Origin of the sequence: Borborobacter xinjiangensis (assembly GCF_047739745.1) — a bacterium.
Lineage (GTDB): Bacteria > Pseudomonadota > Alphaproteobacteria > Rhizobiales > Rhizobiaceae > Pseudaminobacter.
On the sequence record NZ_JBLLVA010000001.1, the window covers coordinates 16,881 to 37,631 of the forward strand.

27 protein-coding genes and 1 tRNA gene are annotated in these 20,751 nt (G+C 60.6%); 17 read left to right on the forward strand and 11 right to left on the reverse strand.

Annotation, left to right across the window (positions count from 1 at the left end; all coding sequences use genetic code 11):
* Positions 1-104 precede the first annotated feature (104 nt).
* The 4 genes from dnaG (at position 105) to ACLKMW_RS00090 (ending at position 5,666) form a co-directional block, all read left to right on the forward strand.
* Positions 105-2,036, forward strand: coding sequence for a DNA primase (gene dnaG, locus ACLKMW_RS00075; protein ID WP_415722334.1), 1,932 nt, complete (start codon positions 105-107; stop codon positions 2,034-2,036).
* Positions 2,037-2,582: 546 nt separating this feature from the next.
* Positions 2,583-4,610 (forward strand): RNA polymerase sigma factor RpoD, encoded by a 2,028-nt coding sequence (gene rpoD / locus ACLKMW_RS00080; RefSeq protein ID WP_415722335.1) that lies wholly within the window; start codon positions 2,583-2,585, stop codon positions 4,608-4,610.
* Positions 4,611-4,924: 314 nt separating this feature from the next.
* A complete protein-coding gene (locus tag ACLKMW_RS00085; protein ID WP_415722336.1) occupies positions 4,925-5,218 on the forward strand; it encodes a GYD domain-containing protein in 294 nt (97 codons plus the stop codon).
* A gap of 160 nt (positions 5,219-5,378) precedes the next feature.
* Positions 5,379-5,666: an HlyU family transcriptional regulator gene (locus ACLKMW_RS00090; RefSeq protein WP_415722337.1), complete on the forward strand. Its 288-nt coding sequence runs from the start codon at positions 5,379-5,381 to the stop codon at positions 5,664-5,666.
* Here the strand turns inward: ACLKMW_RS00090 and ACLKMW_RS00095 are convergent.
* Entirely contained in the window at positions 5,659-6,261 is a 603-nt protein-coding gene (locus ACLKMW_RS00095; RefSeq protein WP_415722338.1) for a TetR/AcrR family transcriptional regulator, read from the reverse strand. The two genes, ACLKMW_RS00090 and ACLKMW_RS00095, sit on opposite strands and share 8 nt — an antisense overlap.
* A 68-nt stretch (positions 6,262-6,329) precedes the next feature.
* Here ACLKMW_RS00095 and ACLKMW_RS00100 point away from each other — a divergent pair, with 68 nt between their 5' ends.
* The gene (locus ACLKMW_RS00100; protein ID WP_415722339.1) at positions 6,330-6,755 is read left to right on the forward strand and encodes a VOC family protein; all 426 of its coding nucleotides are present in this window, start codon (positions 6,330-6,332) and stop codon (positions 6,753-6,755) included.
* Positions 6,756-7,152: 397 nt separating this feature from the next.
* On the opposite strand, the gene ACLKMW_RS00105 is transcribed toward ACLKMW_RS00100, so the two are convergent.
* The gene (locus ACLKMW_RS00105) at positions 7,153-9,183 is read right to left on the reverse strand and encodes an OmpA family protein (RefSeq protein WP_415722340.1); all 2,031 of its coding nucleotides are present in this window, start codon (positions 9,181-9,183) and stop codon (positions 7,153-7,155) included.
* Positions 9,184-9,390: 207 nt separating this feature from the next.
* Here ACLKMW_RS00105 and ACLKMW_RS00110 point away from each other — a divergent pair, with 207 nt between their 5' ends.
* Positions 9,391-9,837, forward strand: a complete 447-nt coding sequence (locus ACLKMW_RS00110) for a YcgN family cysteine cluster protein (RefSeq protein ID WP_415722732.1) — start codon at positions 9,391-9,393, stop codon at positions 9,835-9,837.
* Positions 9,838-10,003: 166 nt separating this feature from the next.
* Positions 10,004-10,405 (forward strand): hypothetical protein, encoded by a 402-nt coding sequence (locus ACLKMW_RS00115; RefSeq protein WP_415722341.1) that lies wholly within the window; start codon positions 10,004-10,006, stop codon positions 10,403-10,405.
* Positions 10,406-10,528: 123 nt separating this feature from the next.
* On the opposite strand, the gene ACLKMW_RS00120 is transcribed toward ACLKMW_RS00115, so the two are convergent.
* Positions 10,529-11,239, reverse strand: coding sequence for an SIMPL domain-containing protein (locus tag ACLKMW_RS00120; protein ID WP_415722342.1), 711 nt, complete (start codon positions 11,237-11,239; stop codon positions 10,529-10,531).
* A 131-nt stretch (positions 11,240-11,370) separates the two neighbouring features.
* On the opposite strand from ACLKMW_RS00120, the gene ACLKMW_RS00125 reads away from it, so the two are divergent.
* Positions 11,371-11,446, forward strand: a tRNA-Ile gene (locus ACLKMW_RS00125).
* A gap of 56 nt (positions 11,447-11,502) precedes the next feature.
* Here the strand turns inward: ACLKMW_RS00125 and ACLKMW_RS00130 are convergent.
* Together ACLKMW_RS00130 and ACLKMW_RS00135 are read right to left on the reverse strand one after the other, a co-directional pair.
* Complete coding sequence (locus ACLKMW_RS00130) at positions 11,503-12,615, reverse strand: tyrosine-type recombinase/integrase (RefSeq protein ID WP_415722343.1); 1,113 nt, start codon at positions 12,613-12,615, stop codon at positions 11,503-11,505.
* A gap of 9 nt (positions 12,616-12,624) precedes the next feature.
* Positions 12,625-12,873 carry a helix-turn-helix transcriptional regulator gene (locus ACLKMW_RS00135; protein ID WP_415722344.1) on the reverse strand — a complete coding sequence of 83 codons (249 nt, stop codon included), beginning with the start codon at positions 12,871-12,873 and terminating at the stop codon, positions 12,625-12,627.
* Positions 12,874-12,993: 120 nt separating this feature from the next.
* Here ACLKMW_RS00135 and ACLKMW_RS00140 point away from each other — a divergent pair, with 120 nt between their 5' ends.
* Positions 12,994-13,146, forward strand: coding sequence for a hypothetical protein (locus tag ACLKMW_RS00140; protein ID WP_415722345.1), 153 nt, complete (start codon positions 12,994-12,996; stop codon positions 13,144-13,146).
* A gap of 23 nt (positions 13,147-13,169) precedes the next feature.
* On the opposite strand, the gene ACLKMW_RS00145 is transcribed toward ACLKMW_RS00140, so the two are convergent.
* Together ACLKMW_RS00145 and ACLKMW_RS00150 are read right to left on the reverse strand one after the other, a co-directional pair.
* Positions 13,170-13,619, reverse strand: a complete 450-nt coding sequence (locus tag ACLKMW_RS00145; RefSeq protein ID WP_415722346.1) for a hypothetical protein — start codon at positions 13,617-13,619, stop codon at positions 13,170-13,172.
* On the reverse strand, positions 13,616-14,260 hold the full coding sequence (locus ACLKMW_RS00150) for a hypothetical protein (RefSeq protein ID WP_415722347.1): 645 nt from the start codon (positions 14,258-14,260) through the stop codon (positions 13,616-13,618). The genes ACLKMW_RS00145 and ACLKMW_RS00150 overlap by 4 nt, the downstream gene beginning before the upstream one ends.
* A 182-nt stretch (positions 14,261-14,442) precedes the next feature.
* On the opposite strand from ACLKMW_RS00150, the gene ACLKMW_RS00155 reads away from it, so the two are divergent.
* The 5 genes from ACLKMW_RS00155 to ACLKMW_RS00175 all read left to right on the forward strand — a co-directional run bounded on the left by ACLKMW_RS00155 (position 14,443) and on the right by ACLKMW_RS00175 (position 17,181).
* Positions 14,443-14,754: a cell wall anchor protein gene (locus tag ACLKMW_RS00155; protein WP_415722348.1), complete on the forward strand. Its 312-nt coding sequence runs from the start codon at positions 14,443-14,445 to the stop codon at positions 14,752-14,754.
* A 41-nt stretch (positions 14,755-14,795) separates the two neighbouring features.
* Positions 14,796-14,969 carry a hypothetical protein gene (locus ACLKMW_RS00160; RefSeq protein WP_415722349.1) on the forward strand — a complete coding sequence of 58 codons (174 nt, stop codon included), beginning with the start codon at positions 14,796-14,798 and terminating at the stop codon, positions 14,967-14,969.
* A gap of 71 nt (positions 14,970-15,040) precedes the next feature.
* A complete protein-coding gene (locus ACLKMW_RS00165; protein ID WP_415722350.1) occupies positions 15,041-15,403 on the forward strand; it encodes a hypothetical protein in 363 nt (120 codons plus the stop codon).
* 156 nt (positions 15,404-15,559) lie between these two features.
* Complete coding sequence (locus tag ACLKMW_RS00170; RefSeq protein ID WP_415722351.1) at positions 15,560-16,513, forward strand: hypothetical protein; 954 nt, start codon at positions 15,560-15,562, stop codon at positions 16,511-16,513.
* A gap of 2 nt (positions 16,514-16,515) precedes the next feature.
* Positions 16,516-17,181 carry a hypothetical protein gene (locus ACLKMW_RS00175; RefSeq protein ID WP_415722352.1) on the forward strand — a complete coding sequence of 222 codons (666 nt, stop codon included), beginning with the start codon at positions 16,516-16,518 and terminating at the stop codon, positions 17,179-17,181.
* A 14-nt stretch (positions 17,182-17,195) separates the two neighbouring features.
* Here the strand turns inward: ACLKMW_RS00175 and ACLKMW_RS00180 are convergent, their stop codons facing one another.
* The gene (locus ACLKMW_RS00180) at positions 17,196-17,486 is read right to left on the reverse strand and encodes a hypothetical protein (RefSeq protein WP_415722353.1); all 291 of its coding nucleotides are present in this window, start codon (positions 17,484-17,486) and stop codon (positions 17,196-17,198) included.
* A 463-nt stretch (positions 17,487-17,949) separates the two neighbouring features.
* Between ACLKMW_RS00180 and ACLKMW_RS00185 the strand changes: the two genes are divergently transcribed.
* Positions 17,950-18,126: a hypothetical protein gene (locus tag ACLKMW_RS00185; RefSeq protein WP_415722354.1), complete on the forward strand. Its 177-nt coding sequence runs from the start codon at positions 17,950-17,952 to the stop codon at positions 18,124-18,126.
* A gap of 21 nt (positions 18,127-18,147) precedes the next feature.
* Here ACLKMW_RS00185 and ACLKMW_RS00190 read toward each other — a convergent pair whose 3' ends face one another.
* From ACLKMW_RS00190 to ACLKMW_RS00200, 3 genes are all read right to left on the reverse strand, one after another.
* Entirely contained in the window at positions 18,148-18,444 is a 297-nt protein-coding gene (locus ACLKMW_RS00190) for a hypothetical protein (protein WP_415722355.1), read from the reverse strand.
* Positions 18,445-18,448: 4 nt separating this feature from the next.
* The gene (locus ACLKMW_RS00195) at positions 18,449-18,703 is read right to left on the reverse strand and encodes a hypothetical protein (RefSeq protein WP_415722356.1); all 255 of its coding nucleotides are present in this window, start codon (positions 18,701-18,703) and stop codon (positions 18,449-18,451) included.
* Between the two features lie 87 nt (positions 18,704-18,790).
* Positions 18,791-19,012, reverse strand: coding sequence for a hypothetical protein (locus ACLKMW_RS00200; protein WP_415722357.1), 222 nt, complete (start codon positions 19,010-19,012; stop codon positions 18,791-18,793).
* Positions 19,013-19,356: 344 nt separating this feature from the next.
* Here ACLKMW_RS00200 and ACLKMW_RS00205 point away from each other — a divergent pair, with 344 nt between their 5' ends.
* Positions 19,357-19,614 (forward strand): hypothetical protein, encoded by a 258-nt coding sequence (locus tag ACLKMW_RS00205; protein WP_415722358.1) that lies wholly within the window; start codon positions 19,357-19,359, stop codon positions 19,612-19,614.
* A gap of 591 nt (positions 19,615-20,205) precedes the next feature.
* Positions 20,206-20,679, forward strand: a complete 474-nt coding sequence (locus ACLKMW_RS00210) for a VOC family protein (protein WP_415722733.1) — start codon at positions 20,206-20,208, stop codon at positions 20,677-20,679.
* Positions 20,680-20,751: the final 72 nt, after the last annotated feature.

The window sequence follows — 20,751 nt, forward strand, 5'->3', positions numbered from 1 at the left end:
CAACGGCTGGCAGGCGTTTGGCTGTGAAAATCGGGCATTGTCGTTGCAAGGAGTCGTATCGCGCGATCACCAAGGTTATATGGGACTGAAAGTGAGCCGGTTCCATGCGCTTCCCACCTTCCTTCCTCGACGAGATACGCGACCGCGTGCCGATTTCGGCCGTGATCGGCACGCGTGTCTCCTGGGACCGCAGGAAGACCAACGCGCCGCGCGGCGACTACTGGGCCTGCTGTCCGTTCCATGGCGAGAAGTCGCCGAGCTTCCACTGCGAGGACAAGAAGGGCCGCTACCATTGCTTCGGTTGCGGCGTCTCCGGCGATCACTTCAAGTTCCTGACCGAACTCGACGGGATGAGCTTTCCGGAGGCGGTCGAGCGCATCGCCGACATGGCGGGCGTGGCGATGCCGGTGCGCGACGCGCAGGAGGAACGGCGCGAGCGCGAGCGCGCCTCGCTGCACGACATCATGGAACTGGCGACGAAGTTCTTCCAGGAGCGGCTGCAGGCGGCCGACGGGGCAAAGGCGCGCGCCTATCTGCGCGAGCGCGGGTTGACGCCGGCCACGCAGCAGAAGTTCCGGATCGGCTATGCGCCGGAAAGCCGCAATGCCCTCAAGGAGTTTCTGGCCGGCAAGGGTGTCGACACCGCGCAGATGGACGCCTGCGGGCTGATCCATGCCGGACCCGACATCCCGGTTTCCTATGACCGGTTCCGCGACCGGGTGATGTTTCCGATCGAGGACCGGCAGGGCAGGGTGATCGCCTTTGGCGGACGGGCGCTGTCGTCGGACGTGCCGGCCAAATATCTGAACTCGCCCGATACCGAACTCTTCCACAAGGGCGATGTGCTCTACAATTTCGCGCGCGCCCGCAAGGGCATGGGCAGGGACGGCACGGTGATTGCCGTCGAGGGCTATATGGACGTGATCGCGCTGGCGCAGGCCGGCTTCGACAATGTCGTGGCGCCGCTCGGCACGGCGCTGACCGAAAACCAGCTCGAGCTGCTATGGCGGATGAGCGGCGAGCCGGTGCTGTGTTTCGACGGCGACCAGGCGGGCCTGCGCGCCGCCTGGCGCGCTGCCGACATGGTGCTGCCGCTGGTGCAGGCCGGCCGCACCGCGCGGTTTGCCCTGCTGCCGGAGGGCAAGGACCCGGACGATCTGGTGAGGGCGGCCGGGCCGGAGGCGTTCAAGGCAGTGCTGTCGGAGGCAAGGCCGCTCGCCGACCTGTTGTGGATGCGCGAGACGACAAACGGCGTCTTCGATACGCCCGAGCGGCGCGCCAGCCTGGAAAAGGCGCTGCGGGAACTGACCGGGCGCATCAAGGACGAGAGCGTGCGCTATCACTATGCGCAGGATATGCGCGAGCGGGTTCAGGCCTTCTTCGGGGCGCAGCGCGCGCGACCCGGTCATGGCAAGGACCGCGACCAGCGCAAGGGATTTTCAGGACGCGGCGGCGGGGCCTCGGGCCGAACCGCGATGACGGAAAGCCTGGCGCGTTCGGCCTTGATCAAGATGATGCCGTCGCGGCCGCTGCTCAGGGAAGCGGCGCTGCTGATGTCGCTCGTCAACTATCCGCAGATATTCCATGAGCACAGCGACGTCGTGGTCAATTTGAACTTCGATAACAGGTACATATCGAATTTCCATGCCAAGCTGGTCGACCTGTTCGCCAACAACCCGATCGAGACGCGCGACGACCTGATCGCCATGGTACGGGACAATGATATGGTCGAGGCGATCGCCTCGCTGACCAAGCAGCTCAAGGATTGCTACCACTGGGTGGCGACCGAGGGGGCGGCGCTCGAAGACGTGCGCGAGGCCTTCAACCAGGCGCTGGCGCTTTACAGCCGCTCGCGCGAACTCACCGATCAGCGCGCCGCCCTCCAGCAGGCGCTCGGCGACGCGGTCGAGGAAGGCAGCGATGAATTGGCGAGCCATCTGCTCGATGCGCTGCGGCTGAACAGCGAGGAGATGGCCGCGCTCGACCGGCAGGAGGCCTTGGTCGAAGGGTTCGGGGTGATGTCGGGCCGCGCCTGAGAGGGCCATTCTCTGCTCTGCCGGTCATTCGACGCGGCTTTTTCTCCGCTTCCGGTGCTCACGGACTGGATGTCCGCTCCGCGATCTGCGGCGATTCGCATTGAGCAGCCGTGTCGCGGTCCTTGTTCTGCGCCGCGCAAGTTCTACATAAGGGCGGAACCAGCTTGGCGCCGACATTTCCCGAGGAAAACCTTCGTTGGATCGGACAGCACTTGTGGACAACACGGGTTTGGCGGTTGGAAGGCGGAATTCGTGCAATTGATTCGCTTTTTTGACGCGAATCATGCGACAGCGGCTTGACCTTCCGCCGGAATGGCGGAATCAGAACGATTCGAACGTTAACCTGCGGGAATGGTCCGCACCCAAACATGATGGCACGGAAGACTGATCTGGACGCGCGAGAATTGCGCTCCAGATTATCAGGGTTAATCGGGGCTTAATAGACGCGCTGCTACCGGGGGTGAGCCGCACCCCGGCGTGTGATTGATTTACCGGTTACGGATGGCTTGAAGGCTCGCAACATCCGGCCGCTTGGAAAGGCAAACCATGGCGACAAAGGAAAAGGAAGAGGTCGAGAACGAACGTGAAGGCGCCACCGATGGGCCTTTGCTCGACCTTTCCGACGATGCTGTCAAGAAGATGATCAAGGCCGCGAAGAAACGCGGCTATGTGACCATGGACGAACTGAATTCGGTGCTGCCTTCGGAAGAGGTGACTTCCGAGCAGATCGAAGACACCATGGCGATGCTTTCCGATATGGGCATCAACGTCGTCGAGGATGACGAGGTCGGCGACGACGGCGAGCGCGAGAACGGGGCCGACGCCGAGGAAGAGGCCAACGAACTGGCCGAGCAGACCGGCACGGCCGTGGCCGCGACGACCACCAAGAAGGAGCCGACCGACCGTACCGACGACCCGGTGCGCATGTATCTGCGCGAGATGGGCACGGTCGAGCTGTTGTCGCGCGAGGGCGAGATCGCCATCGCCAAGCGCATCGAGGCCGGACGCGAGACGATGATTGCGGGCCTGTGCGAAAGCCCGCTGACCTTCCAGGCCATCATCATCTGGCGCGACGAGCTCAACGAAACGAGGATCCTGCTGCGCGAGATCATCGACCTTGAGGCCACCTATGCCGGCCCCGAGGCCAAGCAGGTGCCTTCGGTGGAACGGCAGGAAGAACTCGAGCGGCCGAAGACGCCGGAGCACAGCGCGCGTCGGCCTTCCTCGCGTGACGATGACGACGTCACCAATGTCGGCGGCGAAAGCCGTACCGAGGAGGACGAGGAGGACGAGGACGAGACCAACCTGTCGCTGGCGGCGATGGAAGCCGAGCTTCGCCCGCAGGTGATGGAAACGCTCGACCTGATCGCCGACACCTACAAGAAGCTGCGCAAGCTGCAGGACCAGCAGGTGGAAAACCGCCTTGCGGCCGCCGGCACCCTTTCGCCGAGCCAGGACCGCCGCCTGAAGGAGCTGAAGGACCAGCTGATCACGGCGGTGAAGTCGCTGTCGCTCAACAACGCCCGCATCGAGGCGCTGGTCGAGCAGCTTTACGACATCAACAAGCGGCTGGTGCAGAACGAGGGCAAGCTGTTGAGGCTTGCCGAAAGCTATGGCGTGCGCCGCGAGGAGTTCCTGAAGGAATATCACGGCTCCGAACTCGACCCGAACTGGACCCGCAACATCGCCAATCTGTCGGGGCGCGGCTGGAAGGAATTCAGCTCGCGCGAGAATGACGCCATTCGCGACATCCGGGCCGAAATCCAGAATCTCGCCACCGAGACGGCAATCTCGATCTCCGAGTTCCGCAAGATCGTGAACCAGGTGCAGAAGGGCGAGCGCGAGGCGGCAATCGCCAAGAAGGAAATGGTCGAAGCCAATTTGCGCCTCGTGATCTCCATTGCCAAGAAATACACGAACCGCGGCCTGCAATTCCTTGATCTCATTCAGGAAGGCAATATCGGCCTGATGAAGGCGGTGGACAAATTCGAGTATCGTCGCGGCTACAAGTTCTCGACCTATGCGACCTGGTGGATTCGGCAGGCAATCACCCGCTCGATCGCCGACCAGGCGCGCACCATCCGCATTCCGGTGCATATGATCGAGACGATCAACAAGATCGTGCGCACCTCGCGCCAGATGCTGCACGAGATCGGCCGCGAGCCGACGCCGGAGGAACTGGCCGAGAAGCTCGCCATGCCGCTCGAAAAAGTGCGCAAGGTGCTGAAGATCGCCAAGGAGCCGATCAGCCTCGAAACGCCGGTGGGCGACGAGGAGGACAGCCATCTCGGCGACTTCATCGAGGACAAGATGGCGATCCTGCCGATCGATGCGGCGATCCAGGCCAATCTGCGCGAGACCACGACGCGGGTGCTGGCCTCGCTGACGCCGCGCGAGGAGCGCGTGCTCAGAATGCGCTTCGGCATCGGCATGAACACCGACCACACGCTGGAGGAAGTGGGCCAGCAGTTCTCGGTGACGCGCGAACGCATCCGCCAGATCGAGGCCAAGGCGCTGCGCAAGCTCAAGCATCCGAGCCGCTCGCGCAAGCTCAGAAGCTTTCTCGACAGCTAAGTCCGGCAGGCATCATCCCGGACGAGCAATGTGTCCGGACCCATTCCCGCAACTTTCACAGCCACGGAATGGGTCCCGGCTCGTGGTCGCCTGCGCTCCCTGGCCGGCATGACGGCGATGCTGTGCCACGTCTGACCGACGATGCTGCCCGCTTGCCCACGACGGCGGGGCCGCCAAAACGGACGGCGTATGTGCGCCGGATATTTGTGGCGCTTATGCCGCGACGGGTCCATACTTAGCAGCTTGGGGGGCGATATTCCCGGCGCCGGGACCGTGGTCCTGCCCCGCGTCACGGCACCGGAGGGAGATGTGCCATGACCACATACATCATGCTTCTGAACTGGACCGATCAAGGCGTGAAGAGCGTACGTGAGTCACCCAAGCGGCTCGATGCGGCGAGAAAGCAGATCGCCGAAATGGGCGGCGCCTTCAAGGAATTCTATCTCACCATGGGCGAATACGACATGGTGGCGGTGTGCGAAGCACCCGACGACGCGGTGGCGGCGCGATTCGCGCTGCAGATCGGCATGGCGGGCAATGTGCGCTCGTGCACCCTGAAGGCCTTTCCGGAAGCTGCCTATCGCGAGATTATCTCTTCGCTCGGGTGACCTTCGGGCTCTGTTGCGGGCGAGATGGCGTGCCGAATTGCTTCGGCGCCGGTATCATAAGCAAAGCGGCGCATGATGCCGGGGAGGGCGCCTGCCTGAACGGCACTCGACCTCCCGGATCGAACGCGCTAGTTTCCCGCAGGTCAAAGGCGAGGTTTGCATGTCGTTTCTGAAACGTCTTTTCGGTGGTGGCGGAGCGCCGGAAAAGGCCGATGAGCCCGCCGGCAAGGAAATCGAGCATAACGGCTTCAGGGTCCGGGCGACGCCGTTCAAGGAAGGCGGCCAATTCCAGACTTGCGGCGTCGTTTCCAAGGAAATCGACGGCGTGGTGAAGGAGCATCGCTTCATTCGCGCCGACCGCTTCGCCGCGCTGGATGACGCAATCGAGGTGTCATTGCGCAAGGGCAAGCAACTGGTCGACGAGCAAGGCGAGCGGATTTTCAGCTAGGTGCATCGATGCAAAGCCCTTCGATGATGGCGGCGAGCACGGCGGCGTAGTCCTGCGGTGCCGCACCGGCTTCGATTGCCAGGGCCGCACGATCGAAGGCGGCCGAGAGCAGGGCGGTGAGCGCGTCGAGCGGCAGTTTTTTCACCGCTTCCTCGCGCATGGCAATGGCCAGGCCAACGCGCAAGGTACGGGCGCCATGTTCGGCGTCTATCGCATCCATGACGGCGCGGCCGAGAACGGCCGGCCCGTCAAGCAGCAGAAGCCTTGTACGGCCCGGCACGGCCATCGCTGCGAGGAAAGCCTCGCCGCCTTTTATCAGCGCATCCCTTGCCGATAAGGAGGCAGGTGTCGCGCGCTCTATTTCTTCGGCGACAGACGCTGCTTCCTGCTCCACGACCGCGCGAAACAAGGCCTGCTTGTCGGAAAAATGATGATAGAGCGCGCCGCGCGTAAGCCCCGCCGCAGCGACGATCTCCGGTGTTGCCGTTTCGGCATAGGACTTTTCGGTGAACAGCTTGCGTGCCGCCGCAAACAATGCGGCGCGTGTGGTTTCGGTGCGCTCGCGATTCGAGCGGTGCGGAGCTTTCTGTTGCATACATACAGCCTGTATGTTAATAGATAAAACATGCAGACTGTATGTTAAACAGGGAGGTGTGAAAAGCCATGAAAACCACGAGCTACTATCCCGTCCTCATGACCAATGACGTCGCCGGCACCGCCGATTTCTATGTGCGGCATCTCCGTTTCAAGCCGCTGTTTTCGAGCGACTGGTACGTGCATTTGCAGTCATCGGAAGACGAAGGCGTCAATCTCGGCGTAGTGCGGGCCGATCACGAGACGATACCGGAGCCGGCACGCGGCAAGGCCTCGCAAGGGCTGCTGATCAATTTCGAGGTGGAGGATCCGGATGCCGTTCATGAGCGCATCGTGGCTGCCGGGCTGCCGATCCTGCATAGCCTGCGTGACGAGGCCTTCGGCCAGCGGCATTTCATCTTCGCCGATCCGAACGGCGTGCTGATCGACGTGATCAAGCCGATCCCGCCAAGCGCGGAGTTCCTGAAGCAGTATGCGCCGGAGGCGATCGGTTAGTGTGGCGAATCCGAAATTCGTATCACTTCGGAGCGAGGCTGGGAGCGAATTTCGGATTCAAAGCCACACTAGCACCTGTTAAATCTAGTATGGTTTTATGGTTTAAGGATTTGAAGTTCCTGAACGCGGATGCCATGCAAATGACAGGAACTTCAAATCCACTACACTAGGGTGCGTTGGCATTCAGTCCATGGCGGCCTGCAAACGGCGCTTTTCTGCGCTCCGGTGCTCATATACCTGAACGTACATTCCGCTCCGGTTCTCGAAAATCACCATTTTCGGCACGCCCTGAACCTGAATCTCAACACACCCTGGGCTGGAGCCTTTCGGCAGATATCAAAACGATCAAGGCCGCCCGCTTGGCGGACGGCCTTGACCTGCGCGACTTGTTGCAAAGTTACTGCCGGGCGCTTGCCACCGGAGCCACTAGCGGAGTGATGCGGCGGATGGCGACGCGGCGGTTCTCCCGCTCGGGCCCTTGCGTGTTCACCTTCAGATACTGCTCGCCATAGCCCTGCGTCGTCAGGTTTTCCGGCGGGATGGCGAACACATTGGTGAGGGCTTCGGCCACCGCCTCGGCGCGCCTGTCCGAAAGCGCCAGATTGGCGAGGTCGGAGCCGACGGCATCGGTATGGCCTTCGATGAGGAAGGTCTCGGCCGGATTGTCCTTCAGGATGCGTTCCATCGCGGTGGCCACGCCCTCGAGACGCGAAATCTCGCTCTCGGGAATGGAAGCCGAACCGAACTCGAACGTCACCGTATCGAGATCGATGCGGCGCGTCTTGTCACGGATACGGGCCGAGCGCTTGACTTCGTCGATCGAGTAGAGACGTTCGACGCGCTCCACCGGAGGCTGCTCGAGGAAGGTGTAGTAGTCGTCCGGATCGTCCACGCGCTCGGAGGTCAGGATGTACTCCTCCACGGGGATTTCCAGCTCAAGCGGCGGCAGGTCGAGGCCCGGATCGCGCCAGTCGCGGACGCGGTCGAAATTGTCCTCCTCGACATAGACCAGCACATATTCATGGTCGTCAGGCGTGATGCGTGAACGACGAATGACGTCGCCATAGGCATTGCGGATGGTGACCACGCGCGTACCGTCCTCTCGGATGATCGTCTCGCGGGTGCGGCCGCGGGAGAGATCCTCGTAATAGACGTCGCGCGCGCCACGCGTCAGGCGCGGCCGTTCATTGCTTTCGACGATGGTCTGGTTGTTGAACTGGATGATGACGCGGTCATCGAACTCCCGCAGCACTTCGGTGCCTTGCGGACGCTCGCGACGGACGAGATCGATCTCCCTTCTCTCGACGCGCACGCCTTCCTCAGCCGTAACCGGCTGAATCTCGACCGGCTGTGCTTCCTGCTGGGCAGCCTTGTCATCGGCGGGCGGCGGACCAACCTCGACGGGAGCGGCGGGCTGCTGCTGCGCAGGCTGCCCCTCGGCCTGGCCTTCCGGCTGTGGCTGGCCTTCCGGCTGCGGCTGACCTTCCGGCGCGGGAGCGGCGGCCGGCTGGTTCTTCTGGCTATCGAGAACGGGCGCCTGGCTGCCCTCATCGGGAGCCGCCTGGCCCTCGCTCGGAGCTGCTTCCTCGGCGGCAGGGGCGGCACCTTCCGGAGCCGTCTGCTCGGCGTCGGACGGAGCCGTTTCGGGAGCCACGGGCGCGGTACCTTCGGCCGGCGCTTCCTCAGCGGGTTCGGTGCTCTCAGGCGTTGCCGGCTTTTCTTCTGGAACCGGAGCGGATTCGGATTGCGGCTGCTCCTGGCTTTCAGGCTCGGCCTGCGGTTCCGATTCGGGAGCCGCTTGCGGTTCCGGCGTTGATTCGGGCTCGGGCTGCGCCTCCGGCGCTGCCTCGGGTTCGGGGGCCGCTTCCGGTTCGGCTTCGGGAGCGGTTTGCTGTTCGGGCTGAGCTTCGGGCGCTGCCTCAGGCTCAGGTTCGGGCTCGGGCTGAGCTTCCGGCTCGGGCTCTGTAGCCTCGGGTTCCGGTTCGGGCTCCGGCTCGGCCTGTGGTTCTGGCTCAGCCTGCGGCTCAGGCTGAGGCTCCTCTTGCGGGGCAGCTTCAGGCTCCGGCTGCGGCTCCGGCTCCGGTTGAGCCTCGGGCTCAGGTTGAGCTTCGGGTTCCGGTTGGGCTTCGGGCTGCTCCTCGGGTTGCGGTTCTTCCGCTGGCGCCTGTTCTTCCGCTGGCGCCTGCTCCTCGGCCGGCGCCTGTTCCTGCTGTTCTTGCTGTTCCTGCTCCTGGCGCTTTCGCAGCTCCTCTTCCGTCAGCGGCTCTTCGGCCTGCGCGAGAATCAAAGGGGAGGACGGGGGCGACGCGGGACGCACGGATGCGGCGAATCCGGTTGCGCCTTGATGCAGCGGCAGCGCGCTTAACGGCGCGGATGCCATCAGCAAGCCAAGGGCGGTGCCCGCCAAAATCCGGGATTGGCGTTTCATATGCGAATTCTCCTATTATGCGTCCCAACTGTGCTGGAACATCGAACATGCCAGTTTGTTCCCCTCTGGACCGCATCTGGGCGACCGTCAGGCGATTGGCGGGCAACAATCCGGTCGGATGAAGGCGCAAACATGGAAAAGGATACGATCTGGCCGATTCAAGAGGCCGCGCTTGACCCGGCAGACCCGGCGGTCCAAATGCAGCCGATGGAAATGCCTTTCTGGAAAACCAAGCCGCTCGAGGAAATGAGCGCATCCGAGTGGGAATCGCTTTGCGACGGCTGCGGCAAATGCTGCTTGGCCAAGCTCGAGGACGAGGACACGGGCGACATCTACTGGACCAGCGTCGGTTGCCGGCTGTTCGACGCCGCCGACTGCCGGTGCGGCGACTATGCCAACCGGCTCGCCCGCGTTCCCGACTGCGTCGGGCTGACACCGCAGAATGTCCGCACCATTTCGTGGCTGCCGCAAAGCTGCGCCTATCGGCTTTTGGCCGAAGGACACGATCTCTACTGGTGGCATCCGCTGGTTTCGGGCAGTTCCGAGACGGTGCATGAAGCCGGTGTTTCGGTGAGGGGACGGGTGACCGCTTCCGAGAGCGAAATGGCCGAGCCCGAGGACTATTTGGAGCATATGCTCGAGCGCGAGCCCTGACAAATCGGCGCGTTTCCGGCTGCACGCCACATTGCAGCCTGTCGTCATGATTTATCGAATGAACCGGATATGAACGGCGGGTTCGTGCGTCATTCAGCTTGATTGGCGCAATGTTGCCTCATCGCTTCGGCAAGAGCGCCGAGCAATCAGCAACGAGGAGACCTTCATGTTCAAGATGCTCAAGAGCGCGGCACTTTCGGCCCTGATCGGCCTTGGCGCTTTTGCCGCGATGCCTGCAAGTGCCCAGGCCGACGGCATCTATCTCGACTATCACGGCGGCGGCATCGGCGTGATCGTTGATGATCACGACCGCCGGGATCGACGCGACAGGTGGGAAGACCGCCGCGACAGGTGGGAGGACCGCCACGACCGTTGGGACGACCGCGATCGCTGGGAACGCCGGCGGTGTTCGCCCGATCGCGCGCTCGACAAGGCCGAGCGGATGGGTATCCGCCGCGCGCGCGTCGTCGACGTAAGCCGTCGCACGATCACCGTTCGCGGCCGCAAGTGGCATGACCGCGTGCATGTGACTTTCGCCCGCGCGCCTCACTGCCCGATCCTGCGCTAACGGATCGGAGCCGCCTCGACAGCAAAAACCCCGGTGTTCGCCGGGGTTTTCTATGGCCGATGCAGCAGTTCGAAGTGCCGGCGGGCTTTCCGCGCCTGAGAATGCAGGCGCCCGCAGCACTGATCATTTGATCTCGAAGGTGACGTTGACCTGCACCCGGTAGGCATTTTCGCCGGGCTGGATCGGCACCGCATCCGCGGCACGGGCATAGCCCTTGGCCTCCATCATCATCGGCCGCGGCATATAGGTCTGGTCGGAAATCTCCAAAACGCGCCCAAGCTTCACGCCGGCGGCTTCGCTCAGTGTCTTCGCCTTCTCCACGGCATCCTTGACCGCCAGCTTGCGTGCCTCGGTGACGGCGCTCGAAGGATCATTATTGGTGAAAGAGATGCCGCCGCCCTGGTTGACGCCGAGCGTCACGGATTTGTCGAGAATTTCGCCGGTCTTGTCGAGATCGCGGATGCGCACCGACAGGGTGTTGGTGACCTGGTAGGCGATCAACTCGGCTTCCTGGGCGCCGTCCGGCTTGTTGGTGTAGTTGTAGCGCGGAACGATCTGGATGCCCGAGGTCTGCAGGTCGCGGTCCTCGATGCCGGCTGCCTTCATCGCGGCGATGACCGCAGCCATGGCGTCATTGTTGGCGCTGAGCGCGTCGCGGGCGGTCTTGGCCTCGCGCATGACGCTGAGCGACAGGATCGCCATGTCCGGCGCAACGGCCTGCTCGCCTTCGCCCATAACGATGATTCGCGGCGGCGGCAGAGGTTCGGCCGTCGCCACGGCGGCAGGCATTGCAAGTGCGGCGGCCACCGCCAGCGGCAGATAGGATCTGGTCATGAAAAATCTCCGAAAAAATGCCCTTCGATCAATCCGACTATGCGCCGATTATGGGCTGATTTGGGCACGGGCGAACTCTTTGCGGGGAAAGCCTTGTGCCGGCAAGAAAAAGAAACTATCCAGCCGGCGTGGGGCCTGTAGCTCAATGGTTAGAGCCGGCGGCTCATAACCGCTTGGTTGGGGGTTCGAGTCCCTCCGGGCCCACCAAAATCCTTGTAATGCAAGGGGTTTAGAACCGGTTCGCCATGGAGGTTCGCCCAAGGTTAGCCACGTCGGCGATTCACCAGTTTCACCACCTTGTCCATGCCCTCAGTCGCCAGCAGCACTTGTTCGGCCTCCCGCGAGTACAGTTCGGCGTGTTCGATGTCGTCATGGCCAAGAATTTTCATGAGCTGCCGCGTCGAGGCCCCACCTTCCGCCAGCATCTTCCCGAGCGTCTTTCGCAGGCCATGCAGGGTGAAACCCTTTTCCAGCCCAGCCGAGTGCGTCCAGTCGGCCATACGCCCGGTGATGGACTTGGCCGAAAACGGTTCTCCGTACTGCGTCACGAGAATGGTTTCGCCGCGTCTTTCTGTTGCTGCCAGGATTTCATCCAGCATCGGCGTGATCGGAACGAAGATTACCTCCCCGTCCTTCTTCTCCTGTTCGATCAGGAAGCCGTCTACAGTTCTGCTTGTTTCGCCATAATGGATCTGGCGCTTGCAACGCTGGTCCCATCGAAGCGTCACCACGTCGCTGCGGCGATTGCCGAGCCATAGAGCCAAGGCATAGGTGAGGCGCGGTGTTGTTCCGACAGCCCATCGCTGTTCGAAAGCTTCAAGCGATTCGATCGTCCATGCCTTCCAGCCCTTGTATTCCGGCCGCCATTTCACCTTGTAGGACGGATCAACGTCGATCCACTCCTCATCGAGCGCGGCATAGATCATCTTGCGGATTGCCACGAGCAGATGCTTGGCCTTGTGCGGCGTGTCGGAATGTTGCGCGATGATGTCTTTCAGGTGGCGGCGGCGCATATCCTTCACTGGAACGTCACGCCATAGAAACGGGTTGTCGGGCACCACGCGCGACAGCAGGAAGGCTTCGGCAAGCCGGGTGTTCTTGTCTTTGGTCGCCTTGTCATAGGCTTTCCACTCGGCGGAAGCCGTCACCCGTCGCCAGGCTGCGCCGAACGTCTCCGGCAGCGCTGCACCGGCAAGCTTGACGACAGTGGCCTTCTGTGGCTTCAGCCCTTCAATGGCGGCCCGGTAAGCTTCTTCGAACTCGGGGTGACCGGGCTCTTCTGGCAGTGAAATGGTCTTGCCGTTACGGCGAAACCGCCAGCGGGTTTTACCGTGGCGATCAGTATACCAAGAGGCGTGTGGGTGTTCCTCGCTCATTGCGGCACGCTAAGCCGCCCTTGTTCGCCCTGACAATAGCCGGTCGAGCACATTTCCACCGTCATCTGGCAAATCGGTGAAAGCCGCGTCCAGTGCTATGCGGTCCCAGACGGCGCGGGAATTGGCGCGCTTCGGCTTTGGCATTCTGCCGTCCTTCACCATTTCATCGAATAGCGTGGGCCCGACGCCAATATAGCGCGCTGCTTCATCGCGGTTCAAACCGCGTGGGGGGTATGCGATCGGGTCCGCCTTGCTCATTTCCCTGTCTCCAGCGAGAAGCGGCCGGCGAGGTCGGGCACGTGGGCATGGCTCGAGTTTGCTTTCAGCAGCTCATGTCTATAAGAGTTCCCGAAACTCACAAACGAATTGGAAAACATCATGAAGGTCGAGCGGTTCGCTACCAACGACCTCGCAAAAGAATTTGCGAAAACGTTGGAAGACAAAGGCATATCAGTAAAAGTCTTTCGCCACGCGCGAGGCAAGCGCGATGCTGCGCCGTTTGTTGTGGTGGAAGATACCGGTGCCGAATGATCGGCCATGGTCATTGCTAGCATCTAAACGGCACCTCGCCGGCTTCCGGTAATCGCTTTGCGCTCGACGCTGTCGAGCCGGCGGCCGAACACGTCCACGACGCGCGGCGGCAGTTGCTTCGGAGCGGGTTTGCGAGGCTTGGGCGGCGACGGGATTTTTGCCTTGGCTCGGATTTTCATGCCGTTGGCCCGGTCGTACTGCCTCTTGCCCTTGGCGATAGCCTTCACGTCCTTGCGGGTCTTGCCGTCCGGGCCGCGATGACAGCAGTCCTTGCCGAGCAACTGGCCTTCAGCAATCGTGATGGGCTTCTGCTTGTCGGCTTCCGGACGCAGCGCCTCGGCTATAATGTGATCGATCTCATAACGTTTCTCACCCAGGACGAGACCGCAGCCTTCACAGCAGATCAGTCCGTTCCGCTTCGAACGCTCGATAATCTGCTCGCGCTGGTTTCGGGTGAAGTTGCGGCGGCTCATGCCGGCACCTGATCGATGTTGGCGAGGATCGGCCGGAAGGTGATGGCTACAACCCAAGGGTTCACGTCCCAGCCGTAGCCACGGCCGGCGTTGAGGCTGTCCCAGAGGCGGTGGAATGCGGGAATGTAGTTTCGGGTCTCTGTGCTAGAAACGATGCCGCCTTCGCGAAATTCGGCCTGATACCTCGCAAGCTGCCAATCCAGAGGGTCGACGCCTTCGGCAAGCGCGTCTTCGTTACTGATCTCCTGCAATCGCTGAACGCGGACATCAGTGACGATCAGCGTGAGCCGGCTGGCCCAGCGGGGGAGGTGCATTCCGGGGCGCTTGCGGCCTTGGTAAAGCTCCGGATCAGTGGCGAGCCATTCGGGGATAGTTGTGCGGTCGAGGTCGCGAGGCGCTACGTGATCAAGTGTTTTCGTGACGCGCCACGCCTCACGGACATAGAGGCGGTCTCCTGCGCGGTAGCGCAGCTCGCGATCGCGCCACGACTGGTTGCCCGGATCAAGAACGTAGCTGTCGGACCACTGCTCGTAGAACAGGCTGTTCGGCTTGTCGCTGGACAGAACGCGCCGCGTTTGCGTCTTCCTGCCATCAAGAAGGGCGCGGACCATCGGGGCGGAAAAGAGAATAGGCCGGTCCATTAGTGTCCCTCCGGCCACTGGCGGATCATCAGATCGGCCGGGATCATTGCGTCGGTCGGGCGGAAGGCCGCGACCTGCTTCATGAAGAAGGCGGTTCCGGTGAACTCGCACATGTCGGCCGTCTGGTAGCCCCAACCGATATCGAACGGGCCGCCGGCACACTCCCCGAAAGGACACTCTTTATGCGCATGCTGCTCTTTGTGGCGGCGGCGATGCTCGCGCTCGCCGGCTGCCAAACCACATCCATTGACGTCGCAATCCAGAAGAACCTTCCGCAGGTCTGCTCCGCTGCTGGCACGGCGCACGTCGCGTTCATCGCGGCATCGGCGGCCGGAACGATCTCCGATCGGACGATCCGGAAGGAAGCCGCGGCCTGGGCGGCACTGGAGCCGATCTGCGCAAATCCGAGCGGACAAACTACCGCCACCATCCTCGTTGCTGCGGCGAGCGCCTACGCGACCATCACGATCGCGCTGCGCGAGGCTGGCGGCTGATAGCCATTCTTTCCCTCCCTGTAGACCCGAAGGAGAAAATCATGGGTACGATCTCGAAAGCCATTGCTGCCGGTGTCGGCGGCGCCGCGGCCGGCACGGTAGCCCTGCCGTTCATGCCGGAAGGCACCCCTTGGTATGGGTATCTGGCGGCCTATGTCGTTGTCACCGGACTGCCGATGCTGATCACCTATTTCGCGCCGAAGAACAGCAACTGACGCATTTAGAAAGGGCCGGGGAATTGGACACGGGAGGCGACATGAATACGCCGCAGAAGATCGCGGATAGCGTGCTGCTGCTCGCCATCGCTCGAGTATCGATGGTGCTGGCGCTGCCGACAATCGGACTGATCGCATGGCTGGGCAGCGCCTGGTTGGATGAGCAGTTCGCATCCGTCAACCGTCGCGTCGACGGCGTCGAGCAGACTGCGTCGTCGGCGAGCACTCAGGCCGTGAAGGTCAATGACCGACTTATCGCGGTCGAGACGAAACAAGTTCAGGAATCCGCCTCGTCCGATCGGTTCCAGGCGGCGACATTGAACAGGCTGGATCGGTTGCAGGATTCGATTGTGGGGCTATCGAATGCGGTCTCTGCGCTTACGGCAACAGTGCAGGCGCTGGCGGAGGAGCGGACGCGATCGCCTCCGAAGTGACCAGGAGCATGATGGCAATCTCCTTCGGCCTCATTTCACGCTCACCCTTTTTGTCAAACATTGTCGTTCGCTGGATCAACAGGAAATGCTTTTGTCCGGCTGGACTCTCCCGCTTTGCTCGCTTTTATTGCGACGGGGAGTTCTTTCGGGAGGGGCATGTTGTTCTTAGAGAAGCATTCGCGCTTTTTTCGTCGCTACGAATTTTCGTTTACGCCGCGACACGCCGGCGCACCTTATCTTCCGTTATTTGCCGATGCCAACGACTACAGTGTTTTTGACGCTCTTTCGGTGCGGGCGTCTGAGGAGAGGGCCCTTGAAGTACAGCCGAACGGCGACATTGTTGAATTGATGGAAGTTGCCTACCACCCGGAACAGAAAGCGTTGAACATGCTGTTTCACCGAGCATCACCTGACGCTGCGGAGCCCACTTACCGCAAGAAAGCGCGGGAAAGGGCGGGGAAAAGAGTCACCGTTCGTAAGGCTCAGAAGCAAGAAGGCGAAGAGCAGTCCGTTTCGGCTCACTTAATCGTTTCTGACAACCCCATCCGGCTCGGAACTTATGGGGCGGCGCTGGAGGAAATTCCCGGAATCAGTATGACCGTTGTTAAGCGTATAATTGGTCAGGCACTACACGATTATCAGTATGATTTTGAAAGAAAAAAGAAGCAGATCGATACACATAGCGTGTTTAAATCCACGGGGGTTCCATCCGAAACATTGACTAGTGCGCTTAGGAGCGGCAACCTCAATTACGTGACGTTGGTGAGGCCGGCAAAGGCTGATTTTATCGACGGAGATGGCCTTTTTCGACCGCAAACCGAAACGATGAGGATTAAGGTCGAGGGAGAGATTACCAGCGACAATTGGCAGAACTTGCTCCCGGGATTCGTCAAAAGAGCTAGAGCAGCTGGTTGGACCGAATTCAGCGTAGATCTTGAATTGGACGACCGACGCCGCCGGACGGTCAAACTTGACCGGCAAGATGAAGCTAAAGAAGTTCTGTTCGTCAGGTCAGATGAGCTGCGCTTTAAGTCAGAGCTCGACGTCTGCGCCGTGGATATCGTTGATGAGGTTGCGGCGAAAGCGCTCAAATTAATTCGGAATGGATGAGGGTGGCGGTGCCGAAGAGCGTGCTATTTTATCCGCTCAACTATCTCTCATTAAGAGATGAGTACGGCCGAAAGTTATTTCGCAGGAACTGGATCGCAGTTTTGCTCGTGGTCGTTGTCCTAAGCGCCCCGTTTATCATATTCGATGCTAACTACTTTGGCGACAAAGGGTTCTTGGATCGATTTGGGAGCTTCTCGGCGGTTCTAACAGGATTCTATATTGCTGCACTTGTCGGTGTAGCGAGTTTTGCATCATCGATTGGTGATTTAGATGGTGAAATCGAAATTGGCCGGATCAGCCGACCAACACCGTTTCCCTTGGAGGACGATGAGCCGGTCGAGTTTTTGACGCGGCGGCAGTATGTCTGTTCCATGTTCGGGTATCTCGCGTTTGTCTCGCTTGTGCTCTCAGTTGGCGCCATCTTGTTTATCGTGGCAGCCAACCCGGCGAACACGGCATTAATCGCTTCCTTTAGGCCCGAGCAGTGGCCGATTGAGATCATCAGCGGCACCGCGATCGTCACGTTCAACGTCGTGTTGGCGCATTTGTTGGTCACAACCTGCCACGGATTGTATTACCTGATCGATCGTCTTTATGCGGAAAAGCCGAAGCTCTTACCGAAGAAGGTAGGCGACAAAAAATCGCGGCCCACGCCGGCACATTCGTGAACGAGGCGGGTCGCTCACGCCCGCCCTTCGACCTCCGCGTCTTCCTCCAGCATATGGACCGGCAGGAAAGCGTTGGCTTCGAGCCACTCCTTTATGATCATGCGTATGAGATCGCTCCGGTCGATATTCATCTCGGCGGCGATGCATTGCAGCGCGTTCTCCCACTCGGGATCGATCGGGACTTGAGCAGTGTTCCTGAGCCGCAGGGCCGCGCGGCGCAGCATTATCTGGAGATCAGCGCGGGAAATTTCGGTGATCCGATTGGCAGCGCTTTCCAATTCGGACGCATAGGAGCGGTTCGGCATCGTTCCCCATCCTCTCAGATCAAGTCCGATCTAAGCCAATTTTCATTCCGATCGCAACAGTTCCGAGCCCGGCGGTATCCGGCAATGAAAGGAGCGACAATGACCAAACGCCACACGGTCATCACTGCTCGAACCTACGTGATCCCGAAGGAACAAAATTCGCGCTCAGCGGTTTGATCGCACGCACAGTAGGGTATCCCAACCCGACCCCTTGGCCCGTCGTCTCTCCCCCCTCAGAGCCGGCGGGCATTTTCGTTTTTGCAGTACTGAAATTTGGCGATTGACCGAAGGAACAAGAACCGCGCTTAGCCGTTTCTGACGTGCCCCGTTGGCGCGTTTCCTACAAAACGGCGCGCCGGCCATTGGCCCGTCGTCTCACTCTCACGCGAGATAACGGGCTTTTTCTTTGGCGATGGGACCCCTAGTTGGGGTCGCTGGACCTCTTACCCTATGAGATTTCGCGATGATGAACGGTGATACCGACAAGGACAATTATGCCCGTTCGCTCGCGCGCGAGACAGGCATTACCGAAGGCCAAGCACGTCTGTTGATTGACCTGCTCGGCATGCATCGGCCCTCGCTGCTGCGAGAAGCCAGACTGTTGAAAAAAGGCGAGTTAGGAAAAGGGAATCCGCCGTAGCGTCTCGCCGATTAGCCCGCCTCAATGCAACATGGGCTTCCGAATGGTTGCGAAGTTCTCTTCGAGGAAATCGCTGATGGCAGCAACGATGCCCTCGGCGGGCATACGGGCCATTGGTTGGCCGGAGTCTGCCTTTCCGAGAATTGGGTACACGGCGAAGTTTTCCCCTCTATCTCCGTCAGCGACGGTGAACACAGCCTCGGGGAATTCCTCATGCAGGGCTTCCGCGATACGCTTAAGAACGGCCGGATCATCAAATTGAGGGCCGATCGGCAATACCACCAAAAATTCCGTGCACTCAGCGTTCACGTCTTTCACAAACTCACTCCATGTCCGGCACTTCGCCGCTGAGAAACAGCGTCGTCGGCTCGCCATACTCACCGATGGTTGGGTTTGCCTCTCGGCTCCAGGCAATCACGCCGGCATGCTTGGCGGCAAGGGCCTTAGCTGCCCGGATCGCTCTATCTTCGCTCTGCTGCTCGATCGGATCGAAAGCGGGCTGAAGCTCGCCTTCCTCGTCGCGGTCGAACGCCATGACCACGATCAGCTTCGGCATTTTCGATTGCAGGGCCGTCATTATCTGGGCCTCGGTCTGTTCATCTCGTCATTCGCGATCATGGCGCCTGCGGGCATCGGTCGCTGAAGTTAAGTAGGACGGATAAAACTACTTCTTCAGAAGCTTGTCCGCTTTCGCGATCAGTTTCTCATTAAGGGCCAGCTCGTCAACCGCTCCATCCTTGACTTGATTTGTATCCGCAATGAAATTTTGATGTTTCTTCCGGGCATCATTGAGGGCAGTGGTTTCTTTCTCCTTCGCCAAGCGCCATCTTTCGTAACGATCGGCTCCGGTTTGGGTTCTCCTGCAAGCAGACAGATATTTCTCCATTAGCCACGTCCACATAGAGATGCGCTCCCATTGGCCACAAACGGCCACTGTGTTCGTAATTCGTTCTCTAAGCAAATAAAAACGGTTGGAGACGCTTACAGCCATTCGGTGAGTGTGCGCATGTGGTGCGCGCACGGTCCCTCTGATGGCATGAAGCGGCGACGGGAGTGCAACTTCAATGCGGCCTTGGACATGATGACGCTGGTTGCCACTCGCGGGCGGGACTTCCCGATTGCCAGACTGGCTGAGCGTCTGCGCTGTCCTCGTTGCGGCTCCAGGCGAATCCGCGTGCTGTTCGACATGCCAGCGGAAAGCCCGGCGGCGTCCGCCAGGATGGTAATGCGATGACCTATAAGAACTGCGTTCAGGATTTCATCGACGACGGCACAGCAGTCACGATCTGGTGCCACAATCCCAAGTGCCATCACCGCGGAGAGCTAGACCTTTTGAAGTTGCGCGACCGTATCGGTCCCGACCACGGAATGCTGTTCGAGGAGATCAAGGACTATTTCCGCTGCTCAAAGTGCGGGGGCAAACAGTTAGGCATGACCAGGCATCCGCTCACCGGAGGCAAGCCAAACCCTCACAGGGTGCGAGGCTAGAAGACCCAGCTGACGCGGAAGGGTTCGCCAAGCCTGGCGGAACATTGCGGGAAAATCCATGGCGAACCATCCGGTTAGCCAATTGATTTCGAGAGACATTGACCGTCCCTCCGGGCCCACCAAAATGACAAATACATTCGTTATGTAACTTCCGGGGTCGCTCCATAGTGCCGAAAATGGCGTGGGCACCTTTGTCGGTCAATTTCTCTTTCCGTCGAAAGCACTGGCTACACCTGGAGCGCCGTGCGTTCAATCGGACCCACGAATGACGCTCTAACTCTTTGATTGAGCATCGGATCCAGGCAAGAATTCCGGCTTCGAAAGATATATGGACGCGGCTTTCGGCGGCAACGACGTGCGATGGCGGGTTTCGACACCACGGCGGCTTGTCGCCTTGATCACGATACCGCCCGCATCTGGTCTTAAAAAGTGGCAGGCTTTGACACCGCATGCGCTTTCAAGCGTTGCTGAATGACATGGCAAGAGCGCATTCCAAGCTAATGGTGTATCGTTGAGGCACACTGTGAACCGCCCCGACTGCGTGGAGAACCGTTCCGATTTGAGTTGAGAGCGAAAGGACAAGCAATGGCAATCGCCAAGAACACGATATGCGTGTGGTACGATAAGGACGCCGAGGCTGCGGCCCGCTTCTACGCCGAAACTTTTCCCGACAGTTCGGTCGACGCCGTTCACCGTGCTCCTAGCGACTACCCATCCGGCAAGGCGGGAGACGTGCTGACGGTCGAATTCACCGTCGCCGGCATTCCCTGTCTCGGCCTCAATGGCGGGCCTGCGTTCAAGCACAGCGAAGCCTTCTCGTTCCAGATTGCCACTGACGATCAGCAGGAGACCGACCGCTACTGGAACGCCATCGTCGGCAATGGCGGCCAGGAAAGTGCGTGCGGTTGGTGCAAGGACAAATGGGGCATCTCATGGCAAATCACGCCACGCGTGTTGACCGAGGCGCTGGCTGCCGGCGGCGACGAAGCAAAACGCGCGTTTGATGCGATGATGGATATGAGGAAAATCGATGTCGCCGCGATCGAGGCGGCCCGGCGCGGCTGACGGTCTTAGGTTGACACCAAAGCGGACGTGGTACTCGTTCGTGCGGTGACGCGCAGAGAGCGCACCGCCACT

Excerpts from the sequence above, each read along its gene's own strand:
- dnaG (WP_415722334.1), top strand. The coding sequence starts at position 105 with ATGCGCTTCCCACCTTCCTTCCTCGACGAGATACGCGACCGCGTGCCG.
- rpoD (WP_415722335.1), top strand. The coding sequence starts at position 2,583 with ATGGCGACAAAGGAAAAGGAAGAGGTCGAGAACGAACGTGAAGGCGCC.
- ACLKMW_RS00085 (WP_415722336.1), top strand. The coding sequence starts at position 4,925 with ATGACCACATACATCATGCTTCTGAACTGGACCGATCAAGGCGTGAAG.
- ACLKMW_RS00090 (WP_415722337.1), top strand. The coding sequence starts at position 5,379 with ATGTCGTTTCTGAAACGTCTTTTCGGTGGTGGCGGAGCGCCGGAAAAG.
- ACLKMW_RS00095 (WP_415722338.1), bottom strand. The coding sequence starts at position 6,261 with ATGCAACAGAAAGCTCCGCACCGCTCGAATCGCGAGCGCACCGAAACC.
- ACLKMW_RS00100 (WP_415722339.1), top strand. The coding sequence starts at position 6,330 with ATGAAAACCACGAGCTACTATCCCGTCCTCATGACCAATGACGTCGCC.
- ACLKMW_RS00105 (WP_415722340.1), bottom strand. The coding sequence starts at position 9,183 with ATGAAACGCCAATCCCGGATTTTGGCGGGCACCGCCCTTGGCTTGCTG.
- ACLKMW_RS00110 (WP_415722732.1), top strand. The coding sequence starts at position 9,391 with ATGGAAATGCCTTTCTGGAAAACCAAGCCGCTCGAGGAAATGAGCGCA.
- ACLKMW_RS00115 (WP_415722341.1), top strand. The coding sequence starts at position 10,004 with ATGTTCAAGATGCTCAAGAGCGCGGCACTTTCGGCCCTGATCGGCCTT.
- ACLKMW_RS00120 (WP_415722342.1), bottom strand. The coding sequence starts at position 11,239 with ATGACCAGATCCTATCTGCCGCTGGCGGTGGCCGCCGCACTTGCAATG.
- ACLKMW_RS00130 (WP_415722343.1), bottom strand. The coding sequence starts at position 12,615 with ATGAGCGAGGAACACCCACACGCCTCTTGGTATACTGATCGCCACGGT.
- ACLKMW_RS00135 (WP_415722344.1), bottom strand. The coding sequence starts at position 12,873 with ATGAGCAAGGCGGACCCGATCGCATACCCCCCACGCGGTTTGAACCGC.
- ACLKMW_RS00140 (WP_415722345.1), top strand. The coding sequence starts at position 12,994 with ATGAAGGTCGAGCGGTTCGCTACCAACGACCTCGCAAAAGAATTTGCG.
- ACLKMW_RS00145 (WP_415722346.1), bottom strand. The coding sequence starts at position 13,619 with ATGAGCCGCCGCAACTTCACCCGAAACCAGCGCGAGCAGATTATCGAG.
- ACLKMW_RS00150 (WP_415722347.1), bottom strand. The coding sequence starts at position 14,260 with ATGGACCGGCCTATTCTCTTTTCCGCCCCGATGGTCCGCGCCCTTCTT.
- ACLKMW_RS00155 (WP_415722348.1), top strand. The coding sequence starts at position 14,443 with ATGCGCATGCTGCTCTTTGTGGCGGCGGCGATGCTCGCGCTCGCCGGC.
- ACLKMW_RS00160 (WP_415722349.1), top strand. The coding sequence starts at position 14,796 with ATGGGTACGATCTCGAAAGCCATTGCTGCCGGTGTCGGCGGCGCCGCG.
- ACLKMW_RS00170 (WP_415722351.1), top strand. The coding sequence starts at position 15,560 with ATGTTGTTCTTAGAGAAGCATTCGCGCTTTTTTCGTCGCTACGAATTT.
- ACLKMW_RS00180 (WP_415722353.1), bottom strand. The coding sequence starts at position 17,486 with ATGCCGAACCGCTCCTATGCGTCCGAATTGGAAAGCGCTGCCAATCGG.
- ACLKMW_RS00185 (WP_415722354.1), top strand. The coding sequence starts at position 17,950 with ATGATGAACGGTGATACCGACAAGGACAATTATGCCCGTTCGCTCGCG.
- ACLKMW_RS00195 (WP_415722356.1), bottom strand. The coding sequence starts at position 18,703 with ATGACGGCCCTGCAATCGAAAATGCCGAAGCTGATCGTGGTCATGGCG.
- ACLKMW_RS00200 (WP_415722357.1), bottom strand. The coding sequence starts at position 19,012 with ATGGAGAAATATCTGTCTGCTTGCAGGAGAACCCAAACCGGAGCCGAT.
- ACLKMW_RS00205 (WP_415722358.1), top strand. The coding sequence starts at position 19,357 with ATGACCTATAAGAACTGCGTTCAGGATTTCATCGACGACGGCACAGCA.